Consider the following 23,214-nt stretch of genomic DNA (forward strand, 5'->3'; position numbering starts at 1 on the left):
GTGTGTCTTACTCTTCACAAAGTAAGCCTAAATTGATGTTTTCCCATAAACCCATCAATCAGGTTGTTCTCTTAACTCTCGAAAGAGGTAAGAAGAAATATGGTGGAGGGAGACGGATTCGAACCATCGAAGGCGGAGCCGGCAGATTTACAGTCTGCTCCCTTTGGCCACTCGGGAACCCCTCCAGGGTGTTTTTTCCTAACTCATAATGGATAGGCTAAAGAGATGTTTTTCCCAACGCATCTCTCAAGTGCGGAGCGCATCATAGCAAACACGTTAAACCTGTAAAGAGTTTTTCTTACGGTTTTGTGTTGAATGCTGCCTTTTTGGGCAAAGATGGCGAAAAGTACGCATATTGCTCGGGAAGTGAACATCTGTACTAAGGTTTACGTATTAATAGGTAACATCTTGAGGTGATTGGCTTTCTGTATTGTGTTCTATGTGTCCAAAACGTGATGAAACGTAAATGGAATTTAATTTAGATTTACACTTCTTGACGTTATAACATTCATCAGTTGATAGAATACGGTTAATTTCATTTATAGATAATAATACCAATCGTAGTAAATCAAGGTGTCATCCTAGCTTGTTAAAATGCTCGATAACGGCGTTAGAATTTTTGATTGTAGAATAACTACTTATCGTAGCTATCAGTTGAAAAGAGCTGCCTTGTTCTCAAGCCTTTTTCCTGCGCTATTTCTGACCACTTGCTCACTGTGATTGGTATAACCTTACTTGCAGACCATTATTATGAAGCGTAAATCTGTTTTACCCCTCTTTATCTTGTCGATTGTTATGGCGTCTCCAACCACACTAGCAAAACTGATGGGACCAAGCGCTGTCACTGTTGTTACTGAACAGGTCGATGTCCATCAAGTCAGCCAGTCTCTTTCTTTGGTTGGTAAGTTAGAAGCCGAGCAATCTGTGATTATTACTTCTGAAGTAGCGGGTAGGGTTGACTCTATCAACATTAAAGCTAATCAAGATGTCACTAAAGGACAGATGTTGGTCCAATTAGATGACGACAAAGCCAAAGCCGCGGTTGCAGAGGCGCAAGCGTACCTAAAAGATGAGCAACGTAAGCTGGCGGAATTTCAACGATTAGTAAAACGTAACGCGATTACGCAAACTGAAATTGATGCGCAGAAAACCAATGTTGAGATTGCGAATGCTCGATTGGCTGCCGCAAATGCCAATCTTAAAGATCTTCATATCAGTGCTCCCTTCTCTGGTACCGTCGGCTTTATTGACTTTAGCCGCGGTAAAATGGTGACATCTGGTACTGAACTTGTGACCTTAGATGATCTATCTGTCATGCAGCTAGATCTCCAAATTCCTGAGCGTTACCTTTCTAAATTGTCTAAAGGCATGACAGTAACGGCTCGCACCAGTGCATGGGGTGATACTCAGTTCACTGGTACAGTAGTAGGCATTGATTCTCGTATTAACGCTGAAACCTTGAATTTACGAGTTCGAATCCACTTTGATAACAACAATGATTACTTGAAACCGGGTATGTTAGTGGCAGCTAATATGGACTTCCCACCAGTTGAAGCACCGATTATCCCGGTTCAAGCATTGGAATACTCTGGTACGAAACGTTTTGTTTACGTGATTGGCGAAGATAACAAGGCAACTCGAACAGAAGTGTTCTTGGGCGCGCGTATTGATAACGAAGTCGTGATTGATAAAGGTATCGAGATTGGTCAGAAGATTGTGGTGCAAGGCATCGTGAATATGCGCGATGGCGTGTTGGTTCAAGAACTCGCCGTTAATCACTCAGCTAATCTTGATGGTAATACAGCAACACAAGAAGGCGCTAACTAATGTTGTTATCTGATGTTTCTGTAAAGAGACCAGTAGCGGCCGTCGTATTGAGCCTACTATTGGTTGTGTTTGGTATTGTCTCTTTCAATAAGCTCGCGGTTCGTGAGATGCCAGATATTGAAAGCCCGGTAGTATCGATTAGTACTCGATATGAAGGGGCATCAGCCACCATCATTGAGAGCCAGATTACTTCTAATCTTGAAGACCAGCTCTCCGGCATTAGCGGTATCGATGAAATTGAGTCGACTACCCGAAACGGCTCGTCACGAATCACGATCACCTTTGAGTTGGGTTATGATCTAAATACCGGTGTGAGTGATGTGCGTGATGCAGTAGCTCGAGCACAGCGATCGTTACCTGATGAAGCCGACGATCCAATTGTCTATAAGAACAATGGTAGTGGTGAAGCGTCGGTTTACATCAACCTCAGCTCAACCGAGATGGACCGAACGCAGTTAACCGATTACACCGAGCGTGTGTTGATTGATCGCTTTAGTTTGATCTCTGGTGTGAGTTCAGTGGATATTTCTGGCGGCTTGTACAAAGTAATGTACGTGAAGCTGAAACCTGCTGAGATGGCGGGACGTGGCGTAACTGCTTCTGATATTACATCGGCGTTAAACAGTGAGAACATTGAAAGCCCTGGTGGTGAAGTGCGTAACGATGCAATTGTGATGTCGGTTCGCACTGCTCGTTCGTATACCCAAGCAAAAGATTTTGAATACTTAGTAGTAAAACGAGCTTCAGATAACACACCTATCTACTTGAAAGACGTGGCTGATGTTTACATTGGCGCAGAAAATGAAAACTCAACCTTTAAAAGTGATGGCGTGGTTAACGTCAGTATGGGCATTGTACCTCAGTCAGATGCGAACCCACTTGAGGTTGCTGACTTAGTCCATAAAGAAGTCGAAGCAATTCAAAAATTCTTGCCTGATGGTACTCGTCTTGCTGTCGATTATGACTCAACGGTGTTTATCGACCGTTCGATTTCAGAGGTTTACAGCACGCTTTTTATCACGGGGGGCTTGGTTATCCTTGTGCTTTACATCTTTATTGGCCAAGCACGTGCGACCCTGATCCCTGCGGTAACTGTTCCTGTTTCTTTGATCTCGTCGTTTATTGCGGCGTACTACTTCGGCTTCTCTATAAACCTGATTACCTTGATGGCACTGATCCTGTCTATCGGCCTGGTGGTAGATGACGCGATAGTGGTAGTAGAGAACATTTTCCACCACATTGAACGCGGCGAATCGCCACTGCTTGCCGCTTATAAAGGCACGCGTGAAGTAGGCTTTGCGGTAATCGCAACCACGCTAGTTCTGGTCATGGTGTTCCTACCGATCTCGTTTATGGATGGCATGGTAGGCCTTCTGTTTACTGAGTTCTCGGTATTGTTGGCGATGTCGGTGATCTTCTCATCTGTGGTGGCATTAACGCTAACGCCAGTTCTTGGCAGTAAGATTCTAAAAGCAAATGTAAAACCAAACCGCTTCAATCGATTTGTAGAACGTGTGTTTGGCAAGCTAGAAGCTGGATACAAAGCGGTATTGCGCCGCGCGCTAAACTGGCGTTGGGCTGCTCCAATCATCATTATCGCTTGCATGGGCGGCAGTTATGGCTTGATGCAACAAGTGCCTTCACAACTAACTCCACAAGAAGACCGTGGCGTTATCTTTGCGTTTGTTCGTGGTGCTGATGCAACCAGTTACAACCGTATGTCTGCCAACATGGACATTGTTGAAGAGCGCTTAATGCCGTTGCTTGGTCAAGGTTTCTTGAAATCATTCAGCATTCAATCACCAGCGTTTGGGGGAAATGCGGGTGACCAAACAGGTTTCGTTATCATGATCCTAGAAGATTGGGACGAGCGAAATGTGACGGCGCAAGAAGCATTGAACGAAGTTCGAAAATCTTTGAATGGTATTCCTGATGTGCGTGTATTCCCGTTCATGCCAGGTTTCCAAGGCGGCTCTAGTGAGCCAGTACAGTTTGTGTTGGGCGGCTCTGATTACTCGGAATTACAAAAGTGGGGCGAAATACTAAAGCAAGCGGCTGAAGACTCTCCAATGATGGAAGGTGCGGATATCGATTACTCTGAAAAAACACCAGAGTTATTGGTTACGGTAGACAAACAGCGTGCAGCAGAGCTGGGTGTGAGCGTCTTAGACATTTCAGATACATTAGAAATCATGCTTGGTGGTAAGAGTGAAACAACGTTTGTTGAACGCGGTGAAGAGTATGATGTTTACCTACGTGGTGATGAGAATAGTTTTAACAATGCGAATGACTTGAGCCAAATTTACATGCGAACTCAGTCTGGCGAGCTAGTGACGCTCGATACGCTAACGCACATTGAAGAAGTGGCATCGTCGATTCGTTTGTCGCACTACAACAAGCAGAAATCGGTGACCATTAAAGCGAACCTAATGGAAGGTTACACGCTGGGTGATGCTCTGGGTTTCCTTGATCAACAAGCGATTGAGCAGCTACCGGGTGACATATCAGTGAGCTACTCGGGCGAATCAAAAGACTTCAAAGAGAACCAGTCAAGTATCTTAATTGTGTTTGCATTAGCTATGTTAGTGGCGTATTTGGTATTGGCCGCGCAGTTTGAGAGCTTCATTAACCCACTGGTGGTGATGTTCACCGTACCTATGGGTATCTTTGGTGGCTTCTTAGGTTTGGTGCTGATGGACCAAGGGCTCAACGTGTACAGCCAGATTGGTATGATTATGTTGATCGGTATGGTGACTAAGAACGGTATTTTGATCGTGGAGTTTGCTAACCAACTACGTGACCGTGGTATTGAGTTTGAAAAGGCGATCATCGATGCTTCAGCGCGACGTTTGCGCCCAATCTTAATGACGGCGTTTACGACGCTAGCAGGTGCGATTCCATTGATTATCTCGACAGGTGCTGGCTATGAAAGCCGAGTCGCTGTGGGTACAGTTATTTTCTTTGGTATGGGCTTTGCGACCTTAGTTACTCTGTTCGTTATCCCTGCGATGTATCGCCTGATTTCTGGCTCAACACGTTCTCCGGGTCACGTGGAAGCGGAGCTTAATAAAGAGCTTAGTCATGATAACGTGGGAAGAAGTAGTCACGGTTAATGAGTACGCACGGTTAATGAACACGGAATAATGTAACACTACAGAAAAGCCTGCGTTTGCTCCTAGCGAATAGCAGGCTTTTATAGTATCGAAACTTTATTTCTTTTTTGCCTGGCTAGCTTCAAATGCTTTTAATTGCTCTGGAGTCGCTTTTGGTTGATGGTTACGCTTCCATTCGTCATATGTCATCCCATAGACACGTTCTCGGGCGTCGTCTAAATTCAGGTCAGCGCCTATAGATTCAGCTTCAGCAGCATACCATTTGCTAAAACAATTTCGGCAGAAACCCGCTAAAATCATTAAGTCTATATTAGCGACCTCTTTATTAGAGTCTAAATGCGCCAATAGTCGACGAAATGCTGCAGCATCCAGCTTATCTTGTTCTTCTTGGGTTAGTTGTTTATATTTAAATTGCGCCACAATCTCTTCCTTTTATGAGTTTTATTGTCTATGAGTATTGAGTCTACATTGCTAGGTTATTGATGCAAAGACTCGACTCATCAACTCTGGTAACGATATTTGCCTCTGTTTTACTGATGATTCAATTGTGTTGAGGTTTTATCATAATGTGGAGAGCTTGTGTTTACTGGTATGGTGGCGATGCAAAAGGGTAGGCTTCCACCAAGCTAATTTACGCCTTAGTTACTTCAAAACCATTTGTTCGATTCCTTAATATGGGAAAAAGCTATTAATGTCAGAGTCCAATAGTAGTTGGAGCTGATTCAAGCCATCTCTCAATCGAGCCTCATTCCCAATAGACATCAAAGATAATCTGACATGTGGCGTACTTTCATTATTTGCGCAGAAGTAACTACCGCTAGTAACTATTACACCTCGGTTTTTGGCTTCCATAGCAAATCGATCTGGCTGCCAATGAGCAGGTAGTGGTAACCAAATATGATATCCAGACGCCGTGAACTCTATAGAAGTAAAAATCTCCCTCACCATCTTCTGCCTTTCATTCGCAACTTCTCTTTGTTGATCCGCTAACCGAAAAGCATCACCGGATTCAATCAACAAAGTCGCTGCAATAAAATTAATTGGAGACGCAAGCCAAATGTTAGTTCTAATATTAGCATTAAGAGCTGTTATCTGACTTTCAGGGGCTTTTAGGTAACCACAACGCATAGCAGGGCTGATAGCTTTAGATAGTGCTGAAATGTGGAACGTATAATCTGGAGCAAAATTAGCTATTGGAGGTATTGGTTCATCATCTAAAAAGCAATAAATATCATCTTCAACTAACCAAACTCTCTTATCGTTAATAACTTGTGCTATTTCTTTTTTTCGGGATTCAGGCATTGAGAGCCCTGTTGGGTTCTGATGGCTAGGAACAGTTATCACCATGGCGGCTTGGTGTGCATCAATTTCACTCGCCAAAGCTTTTGGACATAAACCATATTCATCAAGATCGACACCAATTACATGACGGTCTGACATGTTTACAATGGCCAGGATGCCTGGATAGGTAAGTCGTTCGACTAGAATAGTATCCCCAGGCTTTGTTAAAGCATCAATGAGTAAAGACAAAGCGTGTTGAGCACCATTCGTCAGCAACATATTCTCGCTGTTTGCTCCCTCTAAGCCGTATTTTTCCGCCCATTTAACACCAGCCGCTCTATGATCGTCATGCCCTGAATGCTCAACATATCCAACAACGTCAGAGGTCAGTAAATCCGCTGATTGCCGGTAGGCATTTTTCAACGCAGGTACATTTCTTTCTAGACAAGGTTGAAGTATAGAGAAGTTATAGTTTTCTTCTTTATCGGGAGCTTGGATGGCTTTATCAAGTTCTGAGTTAGCTCGAACGAACGTACCGCGTCCAATAAATGACTCCAAGCATCCTTTGTCATTAAGCAACTTATAAGCTTTTGCAACGGTTGCGGGCGTAGTGCCTAGCTCCCTTGCAAGTAATCGATGAGTGGGTAGTTTTGAGCTTGGTGGGAACTCACCTGTTTCAATTTTCTGCTCTATAACTTCTGCGATACGAATGAATTTACTATTGCTCACAAGGTGCCTCCCCGGACAATCCTGATTTTTAATCGATTATAACATATGTCTTTTTAGTTTTTATTCTTTTAAATAAAAACAAAACCTCACATTGACATAGTTCAATTTTGGAAATAATCTGTATTGAAGTGATATTGATATAACTCAATGTGAGCTATGACAACATCAGATTAGGCTTAATAAATTCTAAAAGAAAAGGTAGGGACACTTAAAAAATAAAGTGTTCAAGAAGTACATTACTGATAATTAAGAACCAACGGCTTTTACATAGCCGTGAAGGTTTTAAATCCAGATCGGATGGTTCAGACCGCTGGTTAGCTCGCCTGTTTGGGATGAGTACATTAGAGCGTATCGTTCCAGCCTTCCCAGAATTTCAACATATTGGAAAAGATTAAGGAAAATAAAATGAAATCAAACAACGTCGCTTTTATTGGTTTAGGTGTAATGGGTTTTCCAATGGCGGGTCATCTTGCAAAAGCAGGGTACAAGACCAAAGTGTTTAATCGTACAGAAAGCAAAGCAAAATTATGGGCGCAAGAATTTTCTGGTGAATACCAGCCAACTCCAGGGTTAGCTGCGACTAACTGTGACATTGTGTTTTTATGCGTAGGGAATGATGACGACGTAAGAAGTGTTGTATATGGAGAAGACGGTGTACTCGCAAGTATGGTTACAGGCTCTGTTTTGGTTGACCACACGACAACATCTGCAGAGCTTGCAGAGGAATTGGCCAGAGCATGTATGGAAAAGAATATTTCGTTTATCGATGCTCCAGTATCAGGTGGTCAGGCAGGAGCTGAAAATGCAGCTCTGACAATTATGTGTGGTGGTGAACAAACTGTTTTTGATCGCGTAGAGCCCGTGATGAAAAGCTATGCTAAGCAATCGACTTTAATGGGTAAAAATGGCCAGGGACAGCGCAGTAAGATGGTTAATCAAATCTGTATTGCAGGTGTATTAAAAGGGCTAAGCGAAGGTCTCCTTCTGGCAAAAAAAGCAGATCTCAATATTAACCAATTAGTTGATGTATTAAAGTATGGTGCCGCAGGTTCGTGGCAAATGGAGAATAGAGCCGTGACTATGTCGCAAGATAAGTTCGATTTTGGTTTTGCTATTGACTGGATGCACAAAGATCTCAGCATTTGCCTTAATGAAGCTAATAAGATGGGTGTTACGCTTCCGCTAACAGAAAAAGTAGACAGTGAATATCAAACTCTACAGCAGCAAGGTTTTGGTCGCATGGATACCTCTGTACTTTTCAAAATCTACGAGCGATAACTTCGACAGGAATTTTCAGTATGGAACTCTTCGGTAACGACATTACACTTTTAATACTAATAGCATTAATGGTATCGGCCTTTGCGGCCGGGTTCATTGACTCAGTAGCAGGCGGTGGAGGATTAATCTTAGTGCCATCTTTTGTCCTTGCAGGATTGCCACCTCAATTAGCTCTGGGGCAAGAAAAAATTGTCAGTACATTAGGTACTATCGCAGCTATTCGAAACTTTGTTCGAAATAAGAAAGTAATTTGGACCGCAGCGGCAACTGGTATCCCAGCCGGCCTCATCGGTGCGTATGCGGGTGCACAAGCGATCCTTTACTTTGACCCTGATACAATCGGAAAAATCATTCTTTTTATGCTTCCGTTCGGAATTATTTTATCTTTCATTCCTAAGAAGAATCGTAATGAAGAAAATTCAGATCCAATCAACAAACAAGTCATTTTATTTGGCGTTCCAGCCGCTGTATTTGTCATTGGTTTTTATGACGGATTTTTCGGTCCAGGTACAGGTAGCTTTTTAATTCTAGCCTTACATTACTTACTTAGATTCGATTTAGTTTCGGCATCAGCGACTTCAAAGCTGTTTAACTTTTCTTCCAACATAGGCGCATTATTCGCATTTATGATTGCAGGTAATGTCCTATATATGCTGGCAATACCTTTAGCAGCAATGAATTTACTTGGTAACCATGTCGGGAGTTCATCGGCCATGAAGTATGGTGCCAAACTGATTCAACGGACCATATCAGTCTCACTCAGTCTACTGATGATTTCGCTAGGTTATAAATTCCTGCTCTAAAAACTAGCCAACAAAAGTCTACACAATGAAACTAATGCCGTTCACTTAAGAGTGAACGGCATCACCATTAAGGGCTCTTTTTTATTTTGTAACAGGTACGTACTATCGCCCTTAAACGATCTCGCCCGTTTGCGAGAAAGCTTCTAGCTTCGCTGTATAAGGTTGCAGGTCACCGATATTCAGGTTTACCCATTCGCCATTGAAGTAAGTATCTAGGTAGCGCTCACCGCTGTCACATAGCAAAGTTACAATAGAACCTTTTTCGCCACGCGCTTTCATTTCACTGGCTAGCTGAAGCACACCGTACATGTTTGTACCCGTTGATGCGCCAACCTTGCGGCCAAGAATGTCAGACAACCAATGTGTGGTTGCGATGCTTGCTGCGTCTGGGATTTTACGCATTTCGTCAACCACACCAGGAATGAAGCTTGGTTCTGCACGTGGGCGACCAATACCTTCTATCTTGCTGAATGTACTGCCTTTTACGTCCGCGTTGCCTGTTTGGAAGTATTCGTGGAAGACCGAGTTTTCAGGGTCAACAACACAAAGTTTAGTTTCATGTTGTTGGTAGCGAATAAAACGGCCAATAGTCGCTGAAGTTCCGCCTGTTCCTGGGCTCATTACCAACCAAGTTGGAACTGGGTGATCTTCCATCTGCATTTGATTGAAAATCGAGTTCGCGATGTTGTTGTTACCACGCCAGTCAGTTGCACGTTCAGCGTAAGTAAATTGGTCCATGTAGTGACCATTGAGTTCTTCAGCTAAACGATGAGACTCAGCATAGATTTGATCAGACCGATCGACAAGATGCGCTTGACCGCCGTAGAATTCAATCTGCTCTATTTTCCTCTTTGCTGTGCATTTTGGCATTACCGCAATAAACGGCAGGCCAAGTAGTCGAGCAAAGTACGCTTCAGACACTGCTGTACTGCCTGACGAAGATTCAATGATCGTTGTTTCTGGGCCAACCCAACCATTACAGATAGCATATAAGAATAGAGATCGCGCTAAACGATGCTTCAATGATCCCGTTGGGTGTGTACTTTCATCTTTGAGATAAATGTCAATGCCTTCGATACTTGGTAAATCGAGTTTGATAAGGTGCGTATCCGCTGAACGTTGGTAGTCAGCTTCAATTTTTTGAATTGCATTGTTAATCCATTGGTGGTCAGTACACATAGGCGTTCTCTTGATTTTTTGTAGGAATTTTTAGAATTTGTATGGTCCTAATTTAGCGATAATCCCGGAGAAAAACTTTGCCATATTTGCTTTGTTTTGTTTAAATTGTAGAAAATTTTTCTCTTAAATGCCGTTTGGTGAAAATATGATTGATGCCGTAGATAAAAAGATATTAGGATTACTGCAAGAAGACAGTACGCTGTCATTGAACGATATTTCTGAAGCGGTCAACCTCACCACAACGCCTTGTTGGAAAAGGCTTAAGCGCCTCGAAGAGAACGGCATCATTGAGAAAAGAGTCGCGCTGCTAAACCCGGAAAAACTGGATCTTTCCTTTACCGCGTTCGTATTGGTGAAAACCAGTGATCATTCTCATGAGTGGTATGGTCGTTTTGTGACTACTGTGTCGGAATTTCCAGAAGTGATGGAGTTCTATCGCATGGCTGGCGAATATGATTATATGATGAAGGTGCAGGTTAAAGACATGAAGTGCTTTGATGACTTCTACAAACGATTGGTTAACAGTATTGATGGCATTTCCAATGTGACCTCGACGTTTGCCATGGAGCCATTAAAGTACACAACAGCACTGCCGTTGTAATGCATCTTAGAACAACTTTGTTTAGCTGACCTTATTCGCGACCTTATGAGTCATACATAGTTTCGGTTAATTAGTTTCTGGTTAGATATAATTTAAGCTTAGACATCGCTTCGACGAGATAAAGAAAAGGATTTTCCATGTTTACAAAAGTATCTACCGCTATCCAGCTGGTGTTAGCTGTCGCCATTTTTTACTTGGGTTACACTATCTATTCGTTTACTAATAAAGTCGGTGAAATTGTGGATACTTACCCTAAAGTCATCGAAGATTTATCAGTATTGACTAAGGGCCTGAAAGTCGAAGAGTGGTTAGCGTTTGCTGAGCATATCGATGAACTTGCCCCGCACGTGTTAGATACTGTTGAAGATGTAAGAAGAACCGCCGAGAAAGTGAATCAGACTGTTTCATCGGTCGACAGTAAAATCCCGTCCATTTTAGATGAAGTGAAAAACGTTCGAACGGAAGTGGAGCAGGTAAGAATGGATGTGATTCCGTCAACATTGACTGAGTTGAAACGATACCGAGTAGACGTAATGCCACCTATGCTGGCTGAAAGTAAGTCTTACCGCGAACAAACGATTCCGGTGGTGATTGCTGAATCTGAAATGCTGAGAGCCGAAGTGCCGGGTATTTTAGATCAAGCCAATTTGCTAGCCGATAAGAGTAAAGCATTGGCTCAAGGTGCAGCAGAAGGAGCGGTGAAAGGCGTAGTGCTATCGCCATTTAATTTACTGCGAGACGCTGGAGACGGCATCAAAACGCGAGTACAAAGCGAATTCGAACCTACGTTAGAGGTTGAGTAGGGGTTACGAACTCTATGTAATGACTTATCGCTAGAATTAAAAAGAGAGGCTAGGTATTAAACTTGGCCTCTCTTTTATTGTGGCTTTTAAAACAACGTTTGATCGCTATTTAGTAAAGCGCATCACACCTTCTTGAACGGCTGTCGCTACGAGCTCACCTTTCTGATTAAAGATTTCGCCGCGAACTAAGCCACGAGTGTTCGCCGCCGTCGGGCTTTCAATTGCATAAAGAAGCCATTCATCCATCTTAAATGGGCGGTGGAACCAAATTGAATGGTCAATCGTCGCGACTTGGAAGTTCGGCGTCATGATAGAAACTTCATGAGGGTGAAGCGCTGTCACCAAGAATCCCCAATCAGATGCGTAAGCAAGCAAGTATTGGTGAATCAATTGGTTGTTTGGCACTGCGCCATTTGCTCTTACCCAAAGGTACTGTTTCGCATCTGTCTTCTTAGGGTTGAGTGGATTCACGACCGTTACAGGGCGCATCTCAATTGGTTTTTCGCCACAAAAGGTTTTGCGTAGCTTCTTTGGTAGAAATTCAGCAATGTGGCTCGCTAACTCGGTTTCCGATGCATAGTTCTCTGGCCCTGGGATGCTTGGCATTTCATTTTGATGTTCAAAGCCTGGAGCATCGCCATGGTAAGAAGCCGTGAGATAGAAAATTGGGCGGCCATTTTGAATCGCTTTAACTCGGCGCGTGCTGAAGCTGCGTCCATCTCTTAGGTTCTCAACATCATAAATAATGGGTTTTTCAGGATCGCCGGGGAATAGAAAATAGCTGTGGAACGAGTGAACGCTACGGTCGTCTTGAACGGTATAGCGAGCAGCGGAAAGTGCTTGTCCCAGTACCTGACCACCGTAAACCTGAGGCAGACCGAGGTTCTCACTTTGCCCACGGAATAAACCTTCTTCCAGTTTCTCTAGCTGAAGTAAACTTAGTAATTCTTGTAAAGGTTGACTCATCGCCAGCATTCCTCTTCGTAAAATGAGTGTCAGATTATGATGCTAATCATTTAGCTTAGTCAGATATCTGTCAATAAATCATAGGGTTTCAAGACAGAATATAAAAGCTCTCTTATAATCGGTGTGTAGATTTGCCGAATCCGGTAAACATGTTGAGAGAAATTGAATATGAAAAAGGCTCTAATTCTTATTACATCTTTAGTATCATTTGGTCTACTTGTTGGCTGCCAAGCAACATCAGAAACCAACACTTCTCAGGGAGTGGTTGCAGACAGCGCTCAAGTAATTTCAGGAACAGTAAGTTATCGCGAAAGAATTGCATTGCCTGAGAATGCAGTGGTGACCGTAACGCTAGAAGATATTTCACTGGCTGATGCGCCATCAACGGTTATCGCAACTCAAGAATTCACCACTGACGGTAAGCAAGTACCGTTCGCATTTGAACTGAGCTACGATAACAACAAAATTCAACCTAACCACCGTTACAACATGCGCGCAACGATTCATGTTGACGGCAAACTGCGTTTCACAACTGATACGATTAAGTCAGTGATTACAGACGTTGAAAACACGCAACAAGCAGACCTACGCTTGGTTGGTGTTCGTTAATTAGTCGTGGATAGCACTTTTAAGGCATCTTAATTAGCTTAACTTAGCCTGTTGAATCGGCGATTGATGGCAGCTCTAGGGCTGCCATTTGTATATTCTGAGTTTGACTTTTCCTGCGTCACTTACTTCAATCCCTTCTTCAACCAGATGTTTCTTCTGACGATCAAACGAATCACCCTTCAAAGAGATCTCTCCTTTACTGTTGATCACCCGATACCAAGGCAGTTTGCTTCCTTCTGGTAAGTTCCCCAGCGCTTTTCCTACATGCCGCGCATAGCCCGGAAAACCTGAAAAACGTGCTATGTCTCCATAAGTTGTTACTTTTCCATATGGGATTTGGTGAATCACAGCAAAGATTTGGCTCAAAAATTGGTCCATACTAAATGTTCCTAGTTCATTAATACCACGGATCGGTAGAAGGAGAGAGCTATGGTGTTTTCGACATTTCAGTTTCTAATTACAACATTATTAGCGGTTATTTGCGCGAGAGCAATCAGTTTAAGTGACGGTGACATCCCAGTGCTTGCGATGGTTATTCCTGCGTTATGGATTTTACCGCAAGGAGGGATTGCAGGATTAGCTTTGCTTATTTCCATGACTACTTACGGTTTAACCCTTCCTTTACAGCCAATCACACTTTCTGTCAGCGCATGGGTTCTATTCCCACTACTTATGGTGGTCTTTTCAAGAAGAAGTAGTTTGTCTGTCGTGATTATTTCTGGCCTGATAGTGACTACTTTGCAGGTCGGAATTATGGTCACGCAATCAGCTGGCAAGCTTGAAGGCGTTCCGTGGGTTACCACACTTCAAACCTTATCAATCATCGTGATTTGGTGGGCGGCAAATCATCTTAAGCCTGCTAGCCGACACAGCTGGTGGTCACTAGGCTTAATACTGCCATTATGGATAGCCGATTTACCTTATGCGGCCTTGGTTGCCTTATGTGTTACCGGCATTATGGCTTCAATGGAAACTCTAATGCGCTTGAAAACCTTTCGTTGGAATAAGTTATTGTGTTGGACATTACCAACTGTAGGGTTTGCTGTGTTGGTGGTCACCCCAAGTATTGAGGTGCCAAGCCCTGTTTTTGTGGTTTGGCTATGCTTGCTGACTACCGCATGGATGACAGATTACATCATTAGGACAGAAGATAACGAAGACATCGATATCTAGCCCTATAGAAACCATTGCTCCTAAATGTAGGTAAATGGTGAATTTACCTGCGATTTTTTAATGGTTTGGATAAAGGATAAGCACTTAAGCAGCAATTGTTAAAAAATAAGGTGTAAGGGCTTGCAATGGTTGCTGTGATGCTGAATAATCCAATCACTCTTTGAGGCAAGCCTCTTAGAAATCGAATCTATGGGGGCCTGGTCCTCCCGCAACAATAACTCGTGAACTCGGTCAGGCCTGGAAGGGAGCAGCCGCAGCGAGTGACTTGTGTGCCGGGATGTGGCTGGGTTCCCACCCTTTATGAAGCCTGCAATATATGTTCGCATAAATTGCAGGCTTCTTTTCTTATTTGCACCCTAAGTCTTCATGGTCTATTTTTTGTTGTAGGTTTACAACAAAAGTGCTTGTGCTATGTTCGACCAAACCAAGAAGTCATCTCACGTACACAACATCTGTAAGTTCATGAGTTTGAAAAATGACTCAGTTGTTCGAACAATGTCTATGCTTGAGTATGATTTTTGTTTTCATGCTGAATACAATCCTCAAATAGTTAGATATGAATCTCAGCCACATGGGTTTGAGTACTACTTCAATGGGCGCTACTGCCGCTACACACCAGACTTTCAGCTTTTCGATAGCATAGATACGCCTTCTCTGATTGAAGTAAAGCATTCAAGTCAGATCCTTAAACCAGATTTTCGAGCAAGGTTTAAAGAAAAGCAGTTGGTCGCTCAAGCTGAGTATGGAAAAAAGCTCATCTTAGTGACCGAGAAGCAGATTCGAACTGGTTTTCTACTTAGTAACCTTAAATTAATCCATGGCTATTCAGGGATTCGTACAATCACTGATATTCAAAAACATGTACTTCAGTTTGTTCAAGCTAATAGAAGCGTGACCCTTCATCATCTTTCACACCAACTTAAAATCTCTCCAGATGAAACATTAACAGCTGCTTTGTGCTGGCTATCTTCAGGTGAAATACAAACAGATTTTAATCAGAAAAAATTTGATTTAGAAAATTCTGTTTGGTGCTAGCCAATGAGTGATGATCTCTTTGGTTTTAGTGATGAATTTAATAGCTTCGACAATGATGTAGCTGATGATAAAACGCTTTCGACAGAATTTTTAGCAGAAGACGAAAATCTTGAATTAGCATTTGGTGACTTGCCAAACAAAGAGACGGCACTGTTTCGTTTGGATCTAATTCGTTATTTGGAAAGGCGCGTAAAAGGAGGTTGGACGCCCAAAAACCTAGATAAGCTCTTGGAAGAGTATGCCCTATTGAAGAAAACTTCGGTCCCGTCATCCAGAACGATAGCTGATTGGAAAAAGCTCTATTACGAGTCAGGTAAAGATGTAGCGTCTCTTATTCCTGGGCATAGCAAAAAAGGAAACAGAAAACTAAAGAACGATTCATCTGATTTAGTTACAGAAGCGATTCAAACCAAGTTTCTGACCAAAGAGCGAGTATCGGTCAATACCGCCTATGAGTACTACAAATATCGAGTTATTGAAGAAAACCGACAACTAGAGCAAGTTAAAATAGCGCCAATTTCCCAACGGACATTTTACAATCGTGTAAATGCACTACCTCCCTATGAAGTTGCTTTAGCTCGTTATGGAAAACGATATGCTGATAATAAGTTTAAGACTGTTGGGTCAATCATTCCGGCAACGCGGCCAATGGAATATGTAGAAATAGATCACACTACAGCTCCTGTGATTTTACTTGATGATGATTTGGAGCTTCCTCTTGGCAGACCACACTTAACAATACTTTATGATAGATACTCCACTTGCATTGTTGGTCTTTCTGTCAATTATAGAGACCCTAGTTACGAGACAGTACGAGCAGCTTTTCTTAATTCAGTTCTTAAGAAGGATTGGGTTAAAGAAAAGTACCCAAGCATTAAATCTGAATGGCCTTGCTACGGAAAAATTACAAATTTGATAGTGGATAACGGTGCGGAGTTTTGGAGTGATAGCCTAGAGTCAGCATTAAAGCCATTAGTAACAGATATTCAATATAATCAACGTGGTAAACCGTGGCGAAAAGCTGGTGTTGAAAAGTCTTTTGATACCTTCTACAAGAAACTATTTAGTCGTTTCCCAGGAAAAACCTTCACCAACCCTACTCAGTTAAAAGACTATAACCCGAAGCGAGGCGCTGTCATTAATGTGTCTGATTTTCTCGAGCTGTTACATAAGTGGATTATTGACGTTTATCATAAAAAAGCTGACACGAGGTACAAGAGAGTTCCTTACCAGAAATGGACAGAGTCGCAAGGAACGATAATCTTTTGTGAAGGCCCGGAAGCAGAGCAATTAAAGATTGAGCTTGGAGTTGTAAACCATCGTACTATAAGAAGAGGTGCTATTGAATTGCATTCTCTCAAATACCAATCTGATGAGTTGGAAGAGTACGGTAAGCAATTTTCTAGTCGTGCAAGAAAAAGCGCTTATGTGAAAACCAAGACAGACCCAAATGACATCAGCTCGATTTACGTTTACCTTGAGGAAGAGAAGAGATACATCAAAGTCCCAGCAGTCGATCATACGGGTTATACAAAAGGCCGATCTTTATATGAACATCAACGAATTAACAGTTTAAGAAGGTTGAAAGTCCGTTTGGGAGAGCAAGACGAATCATTAGCCGATGCGTCATTGTATTTGGATAGGGCTATGGATGAAGCAATAGAACGTATGAGTCGTTCTAAGTCCAAAAAATCGGCACTTCCTAAAACCACTCATGCTTCAAAAATAGCAAAGCAAAGAGGTGTTGGTAGTGAAGGGCCTAGCACCATTGTCACTACGTCACCTAAACCTATCAGTGAAGTACCAAAAGAAGTAATAGATATGGGTACTACTAGTGATGACCTCAGCGATATAGAGGGGTATTAGTGAACATACTCAGTGATCTTCAAATAGAGCAATATACATCTTTTAGAGAGTGTTTCTTAGAGTACCCTCAGTTAACGGAAATTTATAACGTCTTTGATCGAATGGTACTGAACAGCTCTCTTGGAGGGGAGCAAGAGTCACTATTGTTAACGGGAGATACAGGAGTTGGCAAGACGGCGATGATTGATAATTATGTTGCAAGGTTTGCTACTAAGGGGAGCCGCTGGGCTGAAATGCCAGTATTAAAAACTCGCATCCCAAGTAAAGTTCGTGAGCAAAATACGTTAGAAAGATTATTAATTGACTTAGATAGTCGAGCCTCTAGCCGCCGCAGGAGACCATACAAGGAAGGAGCGTTAGAACAAGGAGTTATCAAAAGTTTAATTGAAAAAAAAGTGAAGCTTGTGATTGTTAATGAAGTTCAGGAACTGATGGAATTCAAAGATGCTAATGAACGACAAACAATAGCGAATACTTTTAAGATGATAAGTGAGGAAGCGCAAGTTTCATTTGTATTGGTAGGTATGCCTTATGCGACTATGCTCGCTGAAGAAGACCAATGGAATTCTCGTTTAGGCTGGAAGCGACACTTAAGGTATTTTCACCTTTCTAAGCTGAGCGAAGCCGATAACAAAAGTTATATTCCTGATGCAGAAGGGAAACGGCATTTTGCAAGCTTTGTTGCTGGACTTGCAGGCAGAATGGGGTTTGAAAAACGGCCTAACTTAACTGGGGATGAAATTCTATTACCTTTATTCTCAGTCTGCCGTGGAGAATGCCGTGTGCTGAAGCACTTTCTTGCAGATGCGTTACTCAACGCATTGCAATCTTCGAAGGATACGATTGATAAGCCATTATTATCGGCTTGTTTCGATACTAAATACCCTTATGCGAAACAGAATCCTTTCGAGTGTAAGTTAACAGAACTCAAGCTAGTAGAACTGAAAACAGAAACTTCGTACAACAAAGGTGCTCAATTTAAAGAAGACCGATTAATAGGTCGGTCATTTACTGATTTATTACCAGTTCATATGTTGTTGAGTAAGACACCTTTAAAAGCTCAGTAATACGACACACATTGTTATTTGCTCAGATTCTCCAGCAACACCGCCTTCTCTTCATCACTCATCTTATCAATGGCGCACGCTAGCTCAGCGCTCAATTCGCTCCTACAGAAAAAGTAGTTTAGCGGCACATCTAACTCTTCAGCCATACGTTCAAGCGTACCAATATCAGGTACATGTCTACCTTTCTCGTAATGATTCATACGACCGCTAGCAGAACTTTGCTCCATACCAATTTTCACCCCTAAATCTTTTTGGGTGATCTTGGCTTTTTTACGCGCAGCTTTGAGCCTCGCTGGGATGGGGTTGTCTTTTTGCACTTACACATTTCTTTTCAACCTTTAGATAACTTAGATTGTCTAAGTTTTACTGATTTTTGTATACTTAGCAATCCTAAGTTTTTATTGCCTGTAAGAGTCACATGAAGAAAGTAACCAGAATTAACCCTCACATGTTTAACCTATTGATTGAAAAAGGGATGGATAACTTCTCCGTCACAGAAGCTAGGGATGCTTTGCTAAACAGTGCTTCAACCTTCCCGAGCAAGGTCGAGGCTCGGAAGTATGTTTATAAGCAAATTCTATCATTTGAGGAGAAAGGCTGGCTTTCTGTCATTGGGGCTCGTAGAGACAAACGCTACCATCAAACTAACGAATTCAAAGCGCTCAGAATTGAGCCTAGAGTAGCTAGAAATAGGCAAGCTAAGGTCGATTCAATGGATGTTCAAACTCCAGAGTGCTCTCTAAATGCATTAGAGCAAGAGAAGAAACAGTATGAAGGCGAGTTGGCAATTACTCTAGGCGAGATTGAGGAATACCAATCGTTGTTAATGCGTTTCCCAAACAATAAGCAAGATATGCAGCCGCTATTTAATGCGGCAAGAGAACGCTCAGCCAAGCTATTAGGCAGAATTAATGCACTAACCAACTGGATGCAAGTCGCGCAAAGTAAGGCTCCTCAATGTTAAGAGCATGGCAAGCCGAGTGTGCAGCTCAAGCTATCGAGAAATTCACTTCAAACAAGTATTCACACTTCTTCTGCCAAGCGACTCCTGGAGCGGGTAAAACCGTTATGGCCGCCGAGGTTGCGAGACGGTTATTTGAACAAGGCATGATTGACTTAGTGCTGTGTTTCTCTCCTTCACTGACTGTTGCAGAAGGGATGCAAAAGACCTTTTCATGGAAACTAGAATGTTCCTTTAATGGAGGTTTGGGTTCTCTGGGGGGCTCTTACACCTATCAATCCATCCGTTTTTTAGATGAAAACGGATGGAACACCGTCAGTAAGTATCGAGTACTAGTGGTATTTGATGAGATCCATCATTGCTCGTTTGATGATGAGGGACGGTCAAATTCATGGGGGCTAGAAATTGTCAGTAAGATCCAAGGTTTTGCCCGTTACACATTAGCGCTGTCGGGCACTCCTTGGCGTTCTGATCGGTTACCTATTGTCATGGCTGAGTATTCTGATCCTGAAGGCAAGGTTGTTTGCGATTATCAATACGGCTTGCAACAGGCAGTTGAAGATAAGGTATGCCGCCGCCCTAAAATCGTTTTAATCGATAATGAACACCTGAGCGTTAAGGCTAGCAGTGACAATCAACACTTCGCCTCTATTCTTGATTGCCTTAAACAATCCGATGTCTCTTATCAAAGCGTCATCCACAACGAAGACGCTATGAATTACATACTAAATAGCGGCTGCCAAAAGTTAGAGCAGATAAGGGAAGAGTCCCCAAGTGCTGGAGGCTTGGTGGTCGCCTCTTCTATTAAGCACGCTAAAGACATTCAAAAGCGACTTGTTGAGCACTTTAATCAATCAGCATGCATAGTGACTTATCATCATGATAATCCGTTACATGAAATTGAGTCCTTTCGTCACTCAACGGTTCAGTGGATAGTGAGTGTTGGGATGATAAGTGAAGGAACGGATATTCCAAGGCTGCAGGTTTGCTGCCATATGAGCTCGGTAAAAACGGAACTTTATTTTAGGCAAGTGCTCGGGCGAATTTTAAGAATCAATGACTCCCCCAACCAAGAAGCGTGGTTGTATACCTTTGCTGAAGAAAGTTTGATTGGGTTTGCTGAAAGAATTGAGCAGGATATTCCAGAGTCGTGTCTATTTATTAAATCGAATGAACAGACTGATGAATCAGATAAGGCGCAGAGTTTTACTCCTACAGATTTGTCGAACGATAAGATTATGGTATCAGGGAAGTCCTCAACTCAACTAAATTGGTCAAAAATCGATGGGCTTCAAAACGCTTTTCACTCTGATTTCGAGGGTTATGATGAGTTACGTTTAGGTGATTTTAAACAAAGAGTTATCGCAACATTCACTTAATCACACCGTGAATAATGCGCACTCGGATTTATATTGGCTTTACGATATACTGATTAGCTATTGAGTCTCTCTACGAGTAATCCAAATGGTCAGCAGCATTAATAAAGCTAAGTTATCTGAAACCGACATCATTACCAAATTCATACTTCCTGCGATTAAAGAGGCAGGGTGGGATGATATGACTCAGATTCGCCAAGAAGTGAAACTGCGCGATGGTAAAGTGATTGTTCGAGGCCAAGCTGCTGCTCGTCAGAAAGTAAAATCAGCTGACATCGTACTTTATCATAAGCCTAGTATGCCGCTTGCGGTGATTGAGGCAAAAGCCAATAAGCATGAAGTTGGTAAAGGCATGCAACAAGGCATGGTATACGCTGGCCTGCTAGAGGTGCCATTCGTTTTTGCATCGAATGGTGATGGTTTTATTTTCCGAGACTTAACCAACCCAACTCAACTTGAAACGGAAATTCGTTTAGAGGATTTCCCAACACCTCAGCAGTTGTGGGAAAAGTATTGTGCTTGGAAAGGGTATAAAGAAGAACATCTGCCAATTATCACCCAAGATTACCATGATGATGGCAGCGGTAAATCACCGCGTTACTACCAGCTTCAAGCTATCAACAAAACAGTAGAGGCCGTTGCTGCTGGCCAAGACAGAGCCTTACTAGTCATGGCGACGGGTACAGGTAAAACCTACACCGCATTTCAAATTATCTGGCGACTTTGGAAAGCCAAAGCCAAGAAGCGAATTCTGTTCCTAGCGGATAGAAATATTCTCGTCGATCAAACCAAAACGAATGATTTTCAGCCGTTTGGCACGGCAATGACAAAAATTACAGGTCGCAAAGTCGACCCTGCCTTTGAGGTTCATCTAGCGCTTTATCAAGCGCTTACGGGGCCAGAAGAAGAACAAAAAGCCTACAAGCAAGTCGACCCTAACTTCTTTGACTTAATCATCATTGACGAGTGCCACCGTGGTAGTGCTTCAGAAGACAGCGCTTGGCGTGAAATTCTTGAATACTTTAGCAGTGCGACTCAAGTCGGTTTGACGGCAACACCAAAAGAGACCGATGAAGTATCTAACATCGAGTACTTTGGCGACCCAATTTATACCTACTCTCTTAAAGAAGGTATTGAGGATGGCTTCTTAGCTCCTTATAAGGTCGTTCGTGTCGACATTGATGTGGATGTCCAAGGTTGGAGGCCAACTAAAGGGCAAACTGACAAAAATGGCGAAGTTATTGAAGATCGAATCTACAACCAAAAAGATTTTGATCGCACTATGGTTATTGATGAGCGTACCGAGCTTGTCGCACAAACCATCACCAACTATCTGAAACGTACCGACCCAATGGCCAAAACCATCGTGTTCTGTAATGACATCGATCACGCTGATCGCATGCGCCGTGCGTTAGTAAACCTGAATCCAGAACAGGTTAAGAAGAACGATAAATACGTAATGAAAATTACGGGTGATGATGACATTGGCAAAGATCAGCTAGACAACTTCATCAATCCTAAGAAAAAGTACCCTGTTATTGCCACGACTTCAGAGTTAATGACGACGGGAGTTGATGCAAAAACCTGTAAACTAGTGGTACTTGATCAAGGTATTCAATCGATGACCAAGTTTAAGCAAATCATTGGTCGTGGTACTCGTATTGATGACCGTTATGGCAAGCTTTGGTTCACTATCTTGGATTTCAAAAAAGCGACAGAACTGTTTGCTGATGAACGCTTCGACGGAACACCAGAACGCGTGAAGGTCACTACGCCAGAGCAGTTCGAAGATGAAGAAGATTTAGATGACATCATCGACGGCGTTGATGATGTCGATGCTGAGAACCCATTCGGTGATGAAGACATTGATCTTGATTCAATTCAAGAACCAGAGGCTACCTATGGCGAAGGTTCAGGAAGCTCCCCTGAAAGTACAGGCGGTGCAGACGATTGGGATGATGAGAATCGAGTTCGCAAATTCCATGTGAATGGAGTTCCAGTAAAAGCGCTCGCTGAACGTGTCCAATATTACGATTCAGACGGTAAGCTTGTGACCGAGTCATTTAAAGACTACACCCGAAAAACCATGGTGAAACAGTTCTCCTCTTTAGATGAGTTCACCAAGCGTTGGAACGAATCTGACCGCAAGCAAGCCATTATCGATGAGCTAGCCGAAGCAGGTATTCTATGGGAAGCACTAGAAGACGAAGTGGGTAAAGACATGGACCCATTCGATATGATTTGCCATGTCGTTTACGACCAACCCGCTTTAACTCGTAAAGAACGTGCCGATAACGTGAAGAAGCGTAACTACTTCACTAAATATGGTGATACAGCGCAGCAGGTACTGAACAACCTCCTTGATAAGTATGCCGATGAAGGTGTGCAGGAGATCGAAAACATCCACGTTCTTAAAGTGAAACCTTTCGATGAAATGGGCAGACCGTTAGAAATCATTAAGAAAGGCTTTGGTGGCAAACCGCAATATTTAGAAGCGGTTAATGAACTGGAAGCTGCTATCTACCAATCTGCTTAACAATATTCACA

General features: G+C 42.6%; 20 protein-coding genes, 1 tRNA gene and 1 other RNA gene. 15 read left to right on the top strand and 7 right to left on the bottom strand.

From position 1 onward, the window contains the following. Positions 1 to 100: 100 nt before the first annotated feature. Positions 101 to 185: transfer RNA gene (locus WR49_RS19010), tRNA-Tyr, on the bottom strand. Positions 186 to 750: 565 nt separating this feature from the next. Between WR49_RS19010 and WR49_RS19015 the strand changes: the two genes are divergently transcribed. After that, positions 751 to 1,827: an efflux RND transporter periplasmic adaptor subunit gene (locus WR49_RS19015; protein WP_046225050.1), complete on the top strand. Its 1,077-nt coding sequence runs from the start codon at positions 751 to 753 to the stop codon at positions 1,825 to 1,827. Beyond that, positions 1,827 to 4,940: a vibriobactin export RND transporter permease subunit VexH gene (gene vexH, locus WR49_RS19020; protein ID WP_046225051.1), complete on the top strand. Its 3,114-nt coding sequence runs from the start codon at positions 1,827 to 1,829 to the stop codon at positions 4,938 to 4,940. Before WR49_RS19015 ends, vexH begins: the two co-directional genes overlap by 1 nt. Positions 4,941 to 5,036: 96 nt before the next feature. Here the strand turns inward: vexH and WR49_RS19025 are convergent, their stop codons facing one another. Further along, the gene (locus tag WR49_RS19025; protein ID WP_046225052.1) at positions 5,037 to 5,360 is read right to left on the bottom strand and encodes a DUF1244 domain-containing protein; all 324 of its coding nucleotides are present in this window, start codon (positions 5,358 to 5,360) and stop codon (positions 5,037 to 5,039) included. A 249-nt stretch (positions 5,361 to 5,609) separates the two neighbouring features. Beyond that, entirely contained in the window at positions 5,610 to 6,950 is a 1,341-nt protein-coding gene (locus tag WR49_RS19030) for an aminotransferase-like domain-containing protein (protein ID WP_046225053.1), read from the bottom strand. 405 nt (positions 6,951 to 7,355) lie between these two features. Here WR49_RS19030 and WR49_RS19035 point away from each other — a divergent pair, with 405 nt between their 5' ends. Both WR49_RS19035 and WR49_RS19040 read left to right on the top strand, forming a co-directional pair. Beyond that, on the top strand, positions 7,356 to 8,228 hold the full coding sequence (locus tag WR49_RS19035) for an NAD(P)-dependent oxidoreductase (RefSeq protein ID WP_046225054.1): 873 nt from the start codon (positions 7,356 to 7,358) through the stop codon (positions 8,226 to 8,228). Positions 8,229 to 8,248: 20 nt separating this feature from the next. Further along, a complete protein-coding gene (locus tag WR49_RS19040) occupies positions 8,249 to 9,031 on the top strand; it encodes a sulfite exporter TauE/SafE family protein (RefSeq protein ID WP_046225055.1) in 783 nt (260 codons plus the stop codon). Between the two features lie 111 nt (positions 9,032 to 9,142). On the opposite strand, the gene WR49_RS19045 is transcribed toward WR49_RS19040, so the two are convergent. Beyond that, entirely contained in the window at positions 9,143 to 10,210 is a 1,068-nt protein-coding gene (locus WR49_RS19045) for a PLP-dependent cysteine synthase family protein (RefSeq protein ID WP_046225056.1), read from the bottom strand. 145 nt (positions 10,211 to 10,355) lie between these two features. Here WR49_RS19045 and WR49_RS19050 point away from each other — a divergent pair, with 145 nt between their 5' ends. Together WR49_RS19050 and WR49_RS19055 are read left to right on the top strand one after the other, a co-directional pair. Further along, entirely contained in the window at positions 10,356 to 10,811 is a 456-nt protein-coding gene (locus WR49_RS19050; RefSeq protein ID WP_046225057.1) for an Lrp/AsnC family transcriptional regulator, read from the top strand. A gap of 137 nt (positions 10,812 to 10,948) precedes the next feature. After that, on the top strand, positions 10,949 to 11,614 hold the full coding sequence (locus tag WR49_RS19055) for a hypothetical protein (RefSeq protein ID WP_046225058.1): 666 nt from the start codon (positions 10,949 to 10,951) through the stop codon (positions 11,612 to 11,614). A 105-nt stretch (positions 11,615 to 11,719) separates the two neighbouring features. On the opposite strand, the gene tesB is transcribed toward WR49_RS19055, so the two are convergent. Further along, on the bottom strand, positions 11,720 to 12,580 hold the full coding sequence (gene tesB / locus WR49_RS19060; RefSeq protein ID WP_046225083.1) for an acyl-CoA thioesterase II: 861 nt from the start codon (positions 12,578 to 12,580) through the stop codon (positions 11,720 to 11,722). 168 nt (positions 12,581 to 12,748) lie between these two features. On the opposite strand from tesB, the gene WR49_RS19065 reads away from it, so the two are divergent. Beyond that, the gene (locus WR49_RS19065) at positions 12,749 to 13,189 is read left to right on the top strand and encodes a YbaY family lipoprotein (RefSeq protein WP_046225059.1); all 441 of its coding nucleotides are present in this window, start codon (positions 12,749 to 12,751) and stop codon (positions 13,187 to 13,189) included. Between the two features lie 75 nt (positions 13,190 to 13,264). Here WR49_RS19065 and WR49_RS19070 read toward each other — a convergent pair whose 3' ends face one another. After that, on the bottom strand, positions 13,265 to 13,567 hold the full coding sequence (locus WR49_RS19070) for an MGMT family protein (RefSeq protein WP_017631048.1): 303 nt from the start codon (positions 13,565 to 13,567) through the stop codon (positions 13,265 to 13,267). A 51-nt stretch (positions 13,568 to 13,618) separates the two neighbouring features. Here WR49_RS19070 and WR49_RS19075 point away from each other — a divergent pair, with 51 nt between their 5' ends. From WR49_RS19075 to WR49_RS19090, 5 genes are all read left to right on the top strand, one after another. Next, a complete protein-coding gene (locus WR49_RS19075) occupies positions 13,619 to 14,362 on the top strand; it encodes a hypothetical protein (protein WP_046225060.1) in 744 nt (247 codons plus the stop codon). A 195-nt stretch (positions 14,363 to 14,557) separates the two neighbouring features. Beyond that, positions 14,558 to 14,654: signal recognition particle sRNA small type (gene ffs / locus WR49_RS21210), an RNA gene on the top strand. Positions 14,655 to 14,773: 119 nt separating this feature from the next. Beyond that, positions 14,774 to 15,397 (top strand): TnsA endonuclease N-terminal domain-containing protein, encoded by a 624-nt coding sequence (locus WR49_RS19080; RefSeq protein WP_046225061.1) that lies wholly within the window; start codon positions 14,774 to 14,776, stop codon positions 15,395 to 15,397. A gap of 3 nt (positions 15,398 to 15,400) precedes the next feature. Beyond that, positions 15,401 to 17,263, top strand: coding sequence for a Mu transposase C-terminal domain-containing protein (locus tag WR49_RS19085; protein ID WP_046225062.1), 1,863 nt, complete (start codon positions 15,401 to 15,403; stop codon positions 17,261 to 17,263). Further along, a complete protein-coding gene (locus WR49_RS19090) occupies positions 17,263 to 18,330 on the top strand; it encodes a TniB family NTP-binding protein (protein WP_046225063.1) in 1,068 nt (355 codons plus the stop codon). The genes WR49_RS19085 and WR49_RS19090 overlap by 1 nt, the downstream gene beginning before the upstream one ends. Before the next feature lie 14 nt (positions 18,331 to 18,344). On the opposite strand, the gene WR49_RS19095 is transcribed toward WR49_RS19090, so the two are convergent. After that, positions 18,345 to 18,647 (bottom strand): helix-turn-helix domain-containing protein, encoded by a 303-nt coding sequence (locus tag WR49_RS19095; protein WP_046225064.1) that lies wholly within the window; start codon positions 18,645 to 18,647, stop codon positions 18,345 to 18,347. Positions 18,648 to 18,748: 101 nt separating this feature from the next. Between WR49_RS19095 and WR49_RS19100 the strand changes: the two genes are divergently transcribed. The 3 genes from WR49_RS19100 to hsdR all read left to right on the top strand — a co-directional run bounded on the left by WR49_RS19100 (position 18,749) and on the right by hsdR (position 23,203). Continuing rightward, positions 18,749 to 19,294 carry a hypothetical protein gene (locus tag WR49_RS19100; protein ID WP_046225065.1) on the top strand — a complete coding sequence of 182 codons (546 nt, stop codon included), beginning with the start codon at positions 18,749 to 18,751 and terminating at the stop codon, positions 19,292 to 19,294. Beyond that, complete coding sequence (locus WR49_RS19105; RefSeq protein WP_046225066.1) at positions 19,288 to 20,670, top strand: DEAD/DEAH box helicase; 1,383 nt, start codon at positions 19,288 to 19,290, stop codon at positions 20,668 to 20,670. Before WR49_RS19100 ends, WR49_RS19105 begins: the two co-directional genes overlap by 7 nt. A gap of 85 nt (positions 20,671 to 20,755) precedes the next feature. Next, complete coding sequence (gene hsdR, locus WR49_RS19110; RefSeq protein ID WP_046225067.1) at positions 20,756 to 23,203, top strand: EcoAI/FtnUII family type I restriction enzme subunit R; 2,448 nt, start codon at positions 20,756 to 20,758, stop codon at positions 23,201 to 23,203. The last annotated feature ends 11 nt before the right edge of the window (positions 23,204 to 23,214 follow it).

Origin of the sequence: Vibrio sp. ECSMB14106 (genome assembly GCF_000972265.1) — a bacterium.
Taxonomy (GTDB): domain Bacteria; phylum Pseudomonadota; class Gammaproteobacteria; order Enterobacterales; family Vibrionaceae; genus Vibrio; species Vibrio kanaloae.

Bases quoted from the DNA above. Each gene is read 5' to 3' on its own strand.
- WR49_RS19080 (WP_046225061.1), top strand. From the start codon at position 14,774: ATGTTCGACCAAACCAAGAAGTCATCTCACGTACACAACATCTGTAAG.
- WR49_RS19040 (WP_046225055.1), top strand. From the start codon at position 8,249: ATGGAACTCTTCGGTAACGACATTACACTTTTAATACTAATAGCATTA.
- tesB (WP_046225083.1), bottom strand. From the start codon at position 12,580: ATGAGTCAACCTTTACAAGAATTACTAAGTTTACTTCAGCTAGAGAAA.
- hsdR (WP_046225067.1), top strand. From the start codon at position 20,756: ATGGTCAGCAGCATTAATAAAGCTAAGTTATCTGAAACCGACATCATT.
- WR49_RS19065 (WP_046225059.1), top strand. From the start codon at position 12,749: ATGAAAAAGGCTCTAATTCTTATTACATCTTTAGTATCATTTGGTCTA.
- WR49_RS19050 (WP_046225057.1), top strand. From the start codon at position 10,356: ATGATTGATGCCGTAGATAAAAAGATATTAGGATTACTGCAAGAAGAC.
- WR49_RS19100 (WP_046225065.1), top strand. From the start codon at position 18,749: ATGAAGAAAGTAACCAGAATTAACCCTCACATGTTTAACCTATTGATT.
- WR49_RS19085 (WP_046225062.1), top strand. From the start codon at position 15,401: ATGAGTGATGATCTCTTTGGTTTTAGTGATGAATTTAATAGCTTCGAC.
- WR49_RS19075 (WP_046225060.1), top strand. From the start codon at position 13,619: ATGGTGTTTTCGACATTTCAGTTTCTAATTACAACATTATTAGCGGTT.
- WR49_RS19045 (WP_046225056.1), bottom strand. From the start codon at position 10,210: ATGTGTACTGACCACCAATGGATTAACAATGCAATTCAAAAAATTGAA.
- WR49_RS19070 (WP_017631048.1), bottom strand. From the start codon at position 13,567: ATGGACCAATTTTTGAGCCAAATCTTTGCTGTGATTCACCAAATCCCA.
- WR49_RS19055 (WP_046225058.1), top strand. From the start codon at position 10,949: ATGTTTACAAAAGTATCTACCGCTATCCAGCTGGTGTTAGCTGTCGCC.
- WR49_RS19035 (WP_046225054.1), top strand. From the start codon at position 7,356: ATGAAATCAAACAACGTCGCTTTTATTGGTTTAGGTGTAATGGGTTTT.
- WR49_RS19105 (WP_046225066.1), top strand. From the start codon at position 19,288: ATGTTAAGAGCATGGCAAGCCGAGTGTGCAGCTCAAGCTATCGAGAAA.
- WR49_RS19015 (WP_046225050.1), top strand. From the start codon at position 751: ATGAAGCGTAAATCTGTTTTACCCCTCTTTATCTTGTCGATTGTTATG.
- vexH (WP_046225051.1), top strand. From the start codon at position 1,827: ATGTTGTTATCTGATGTTTCTGTAAAGAGACCAGTAGCGGCCGTCGTA.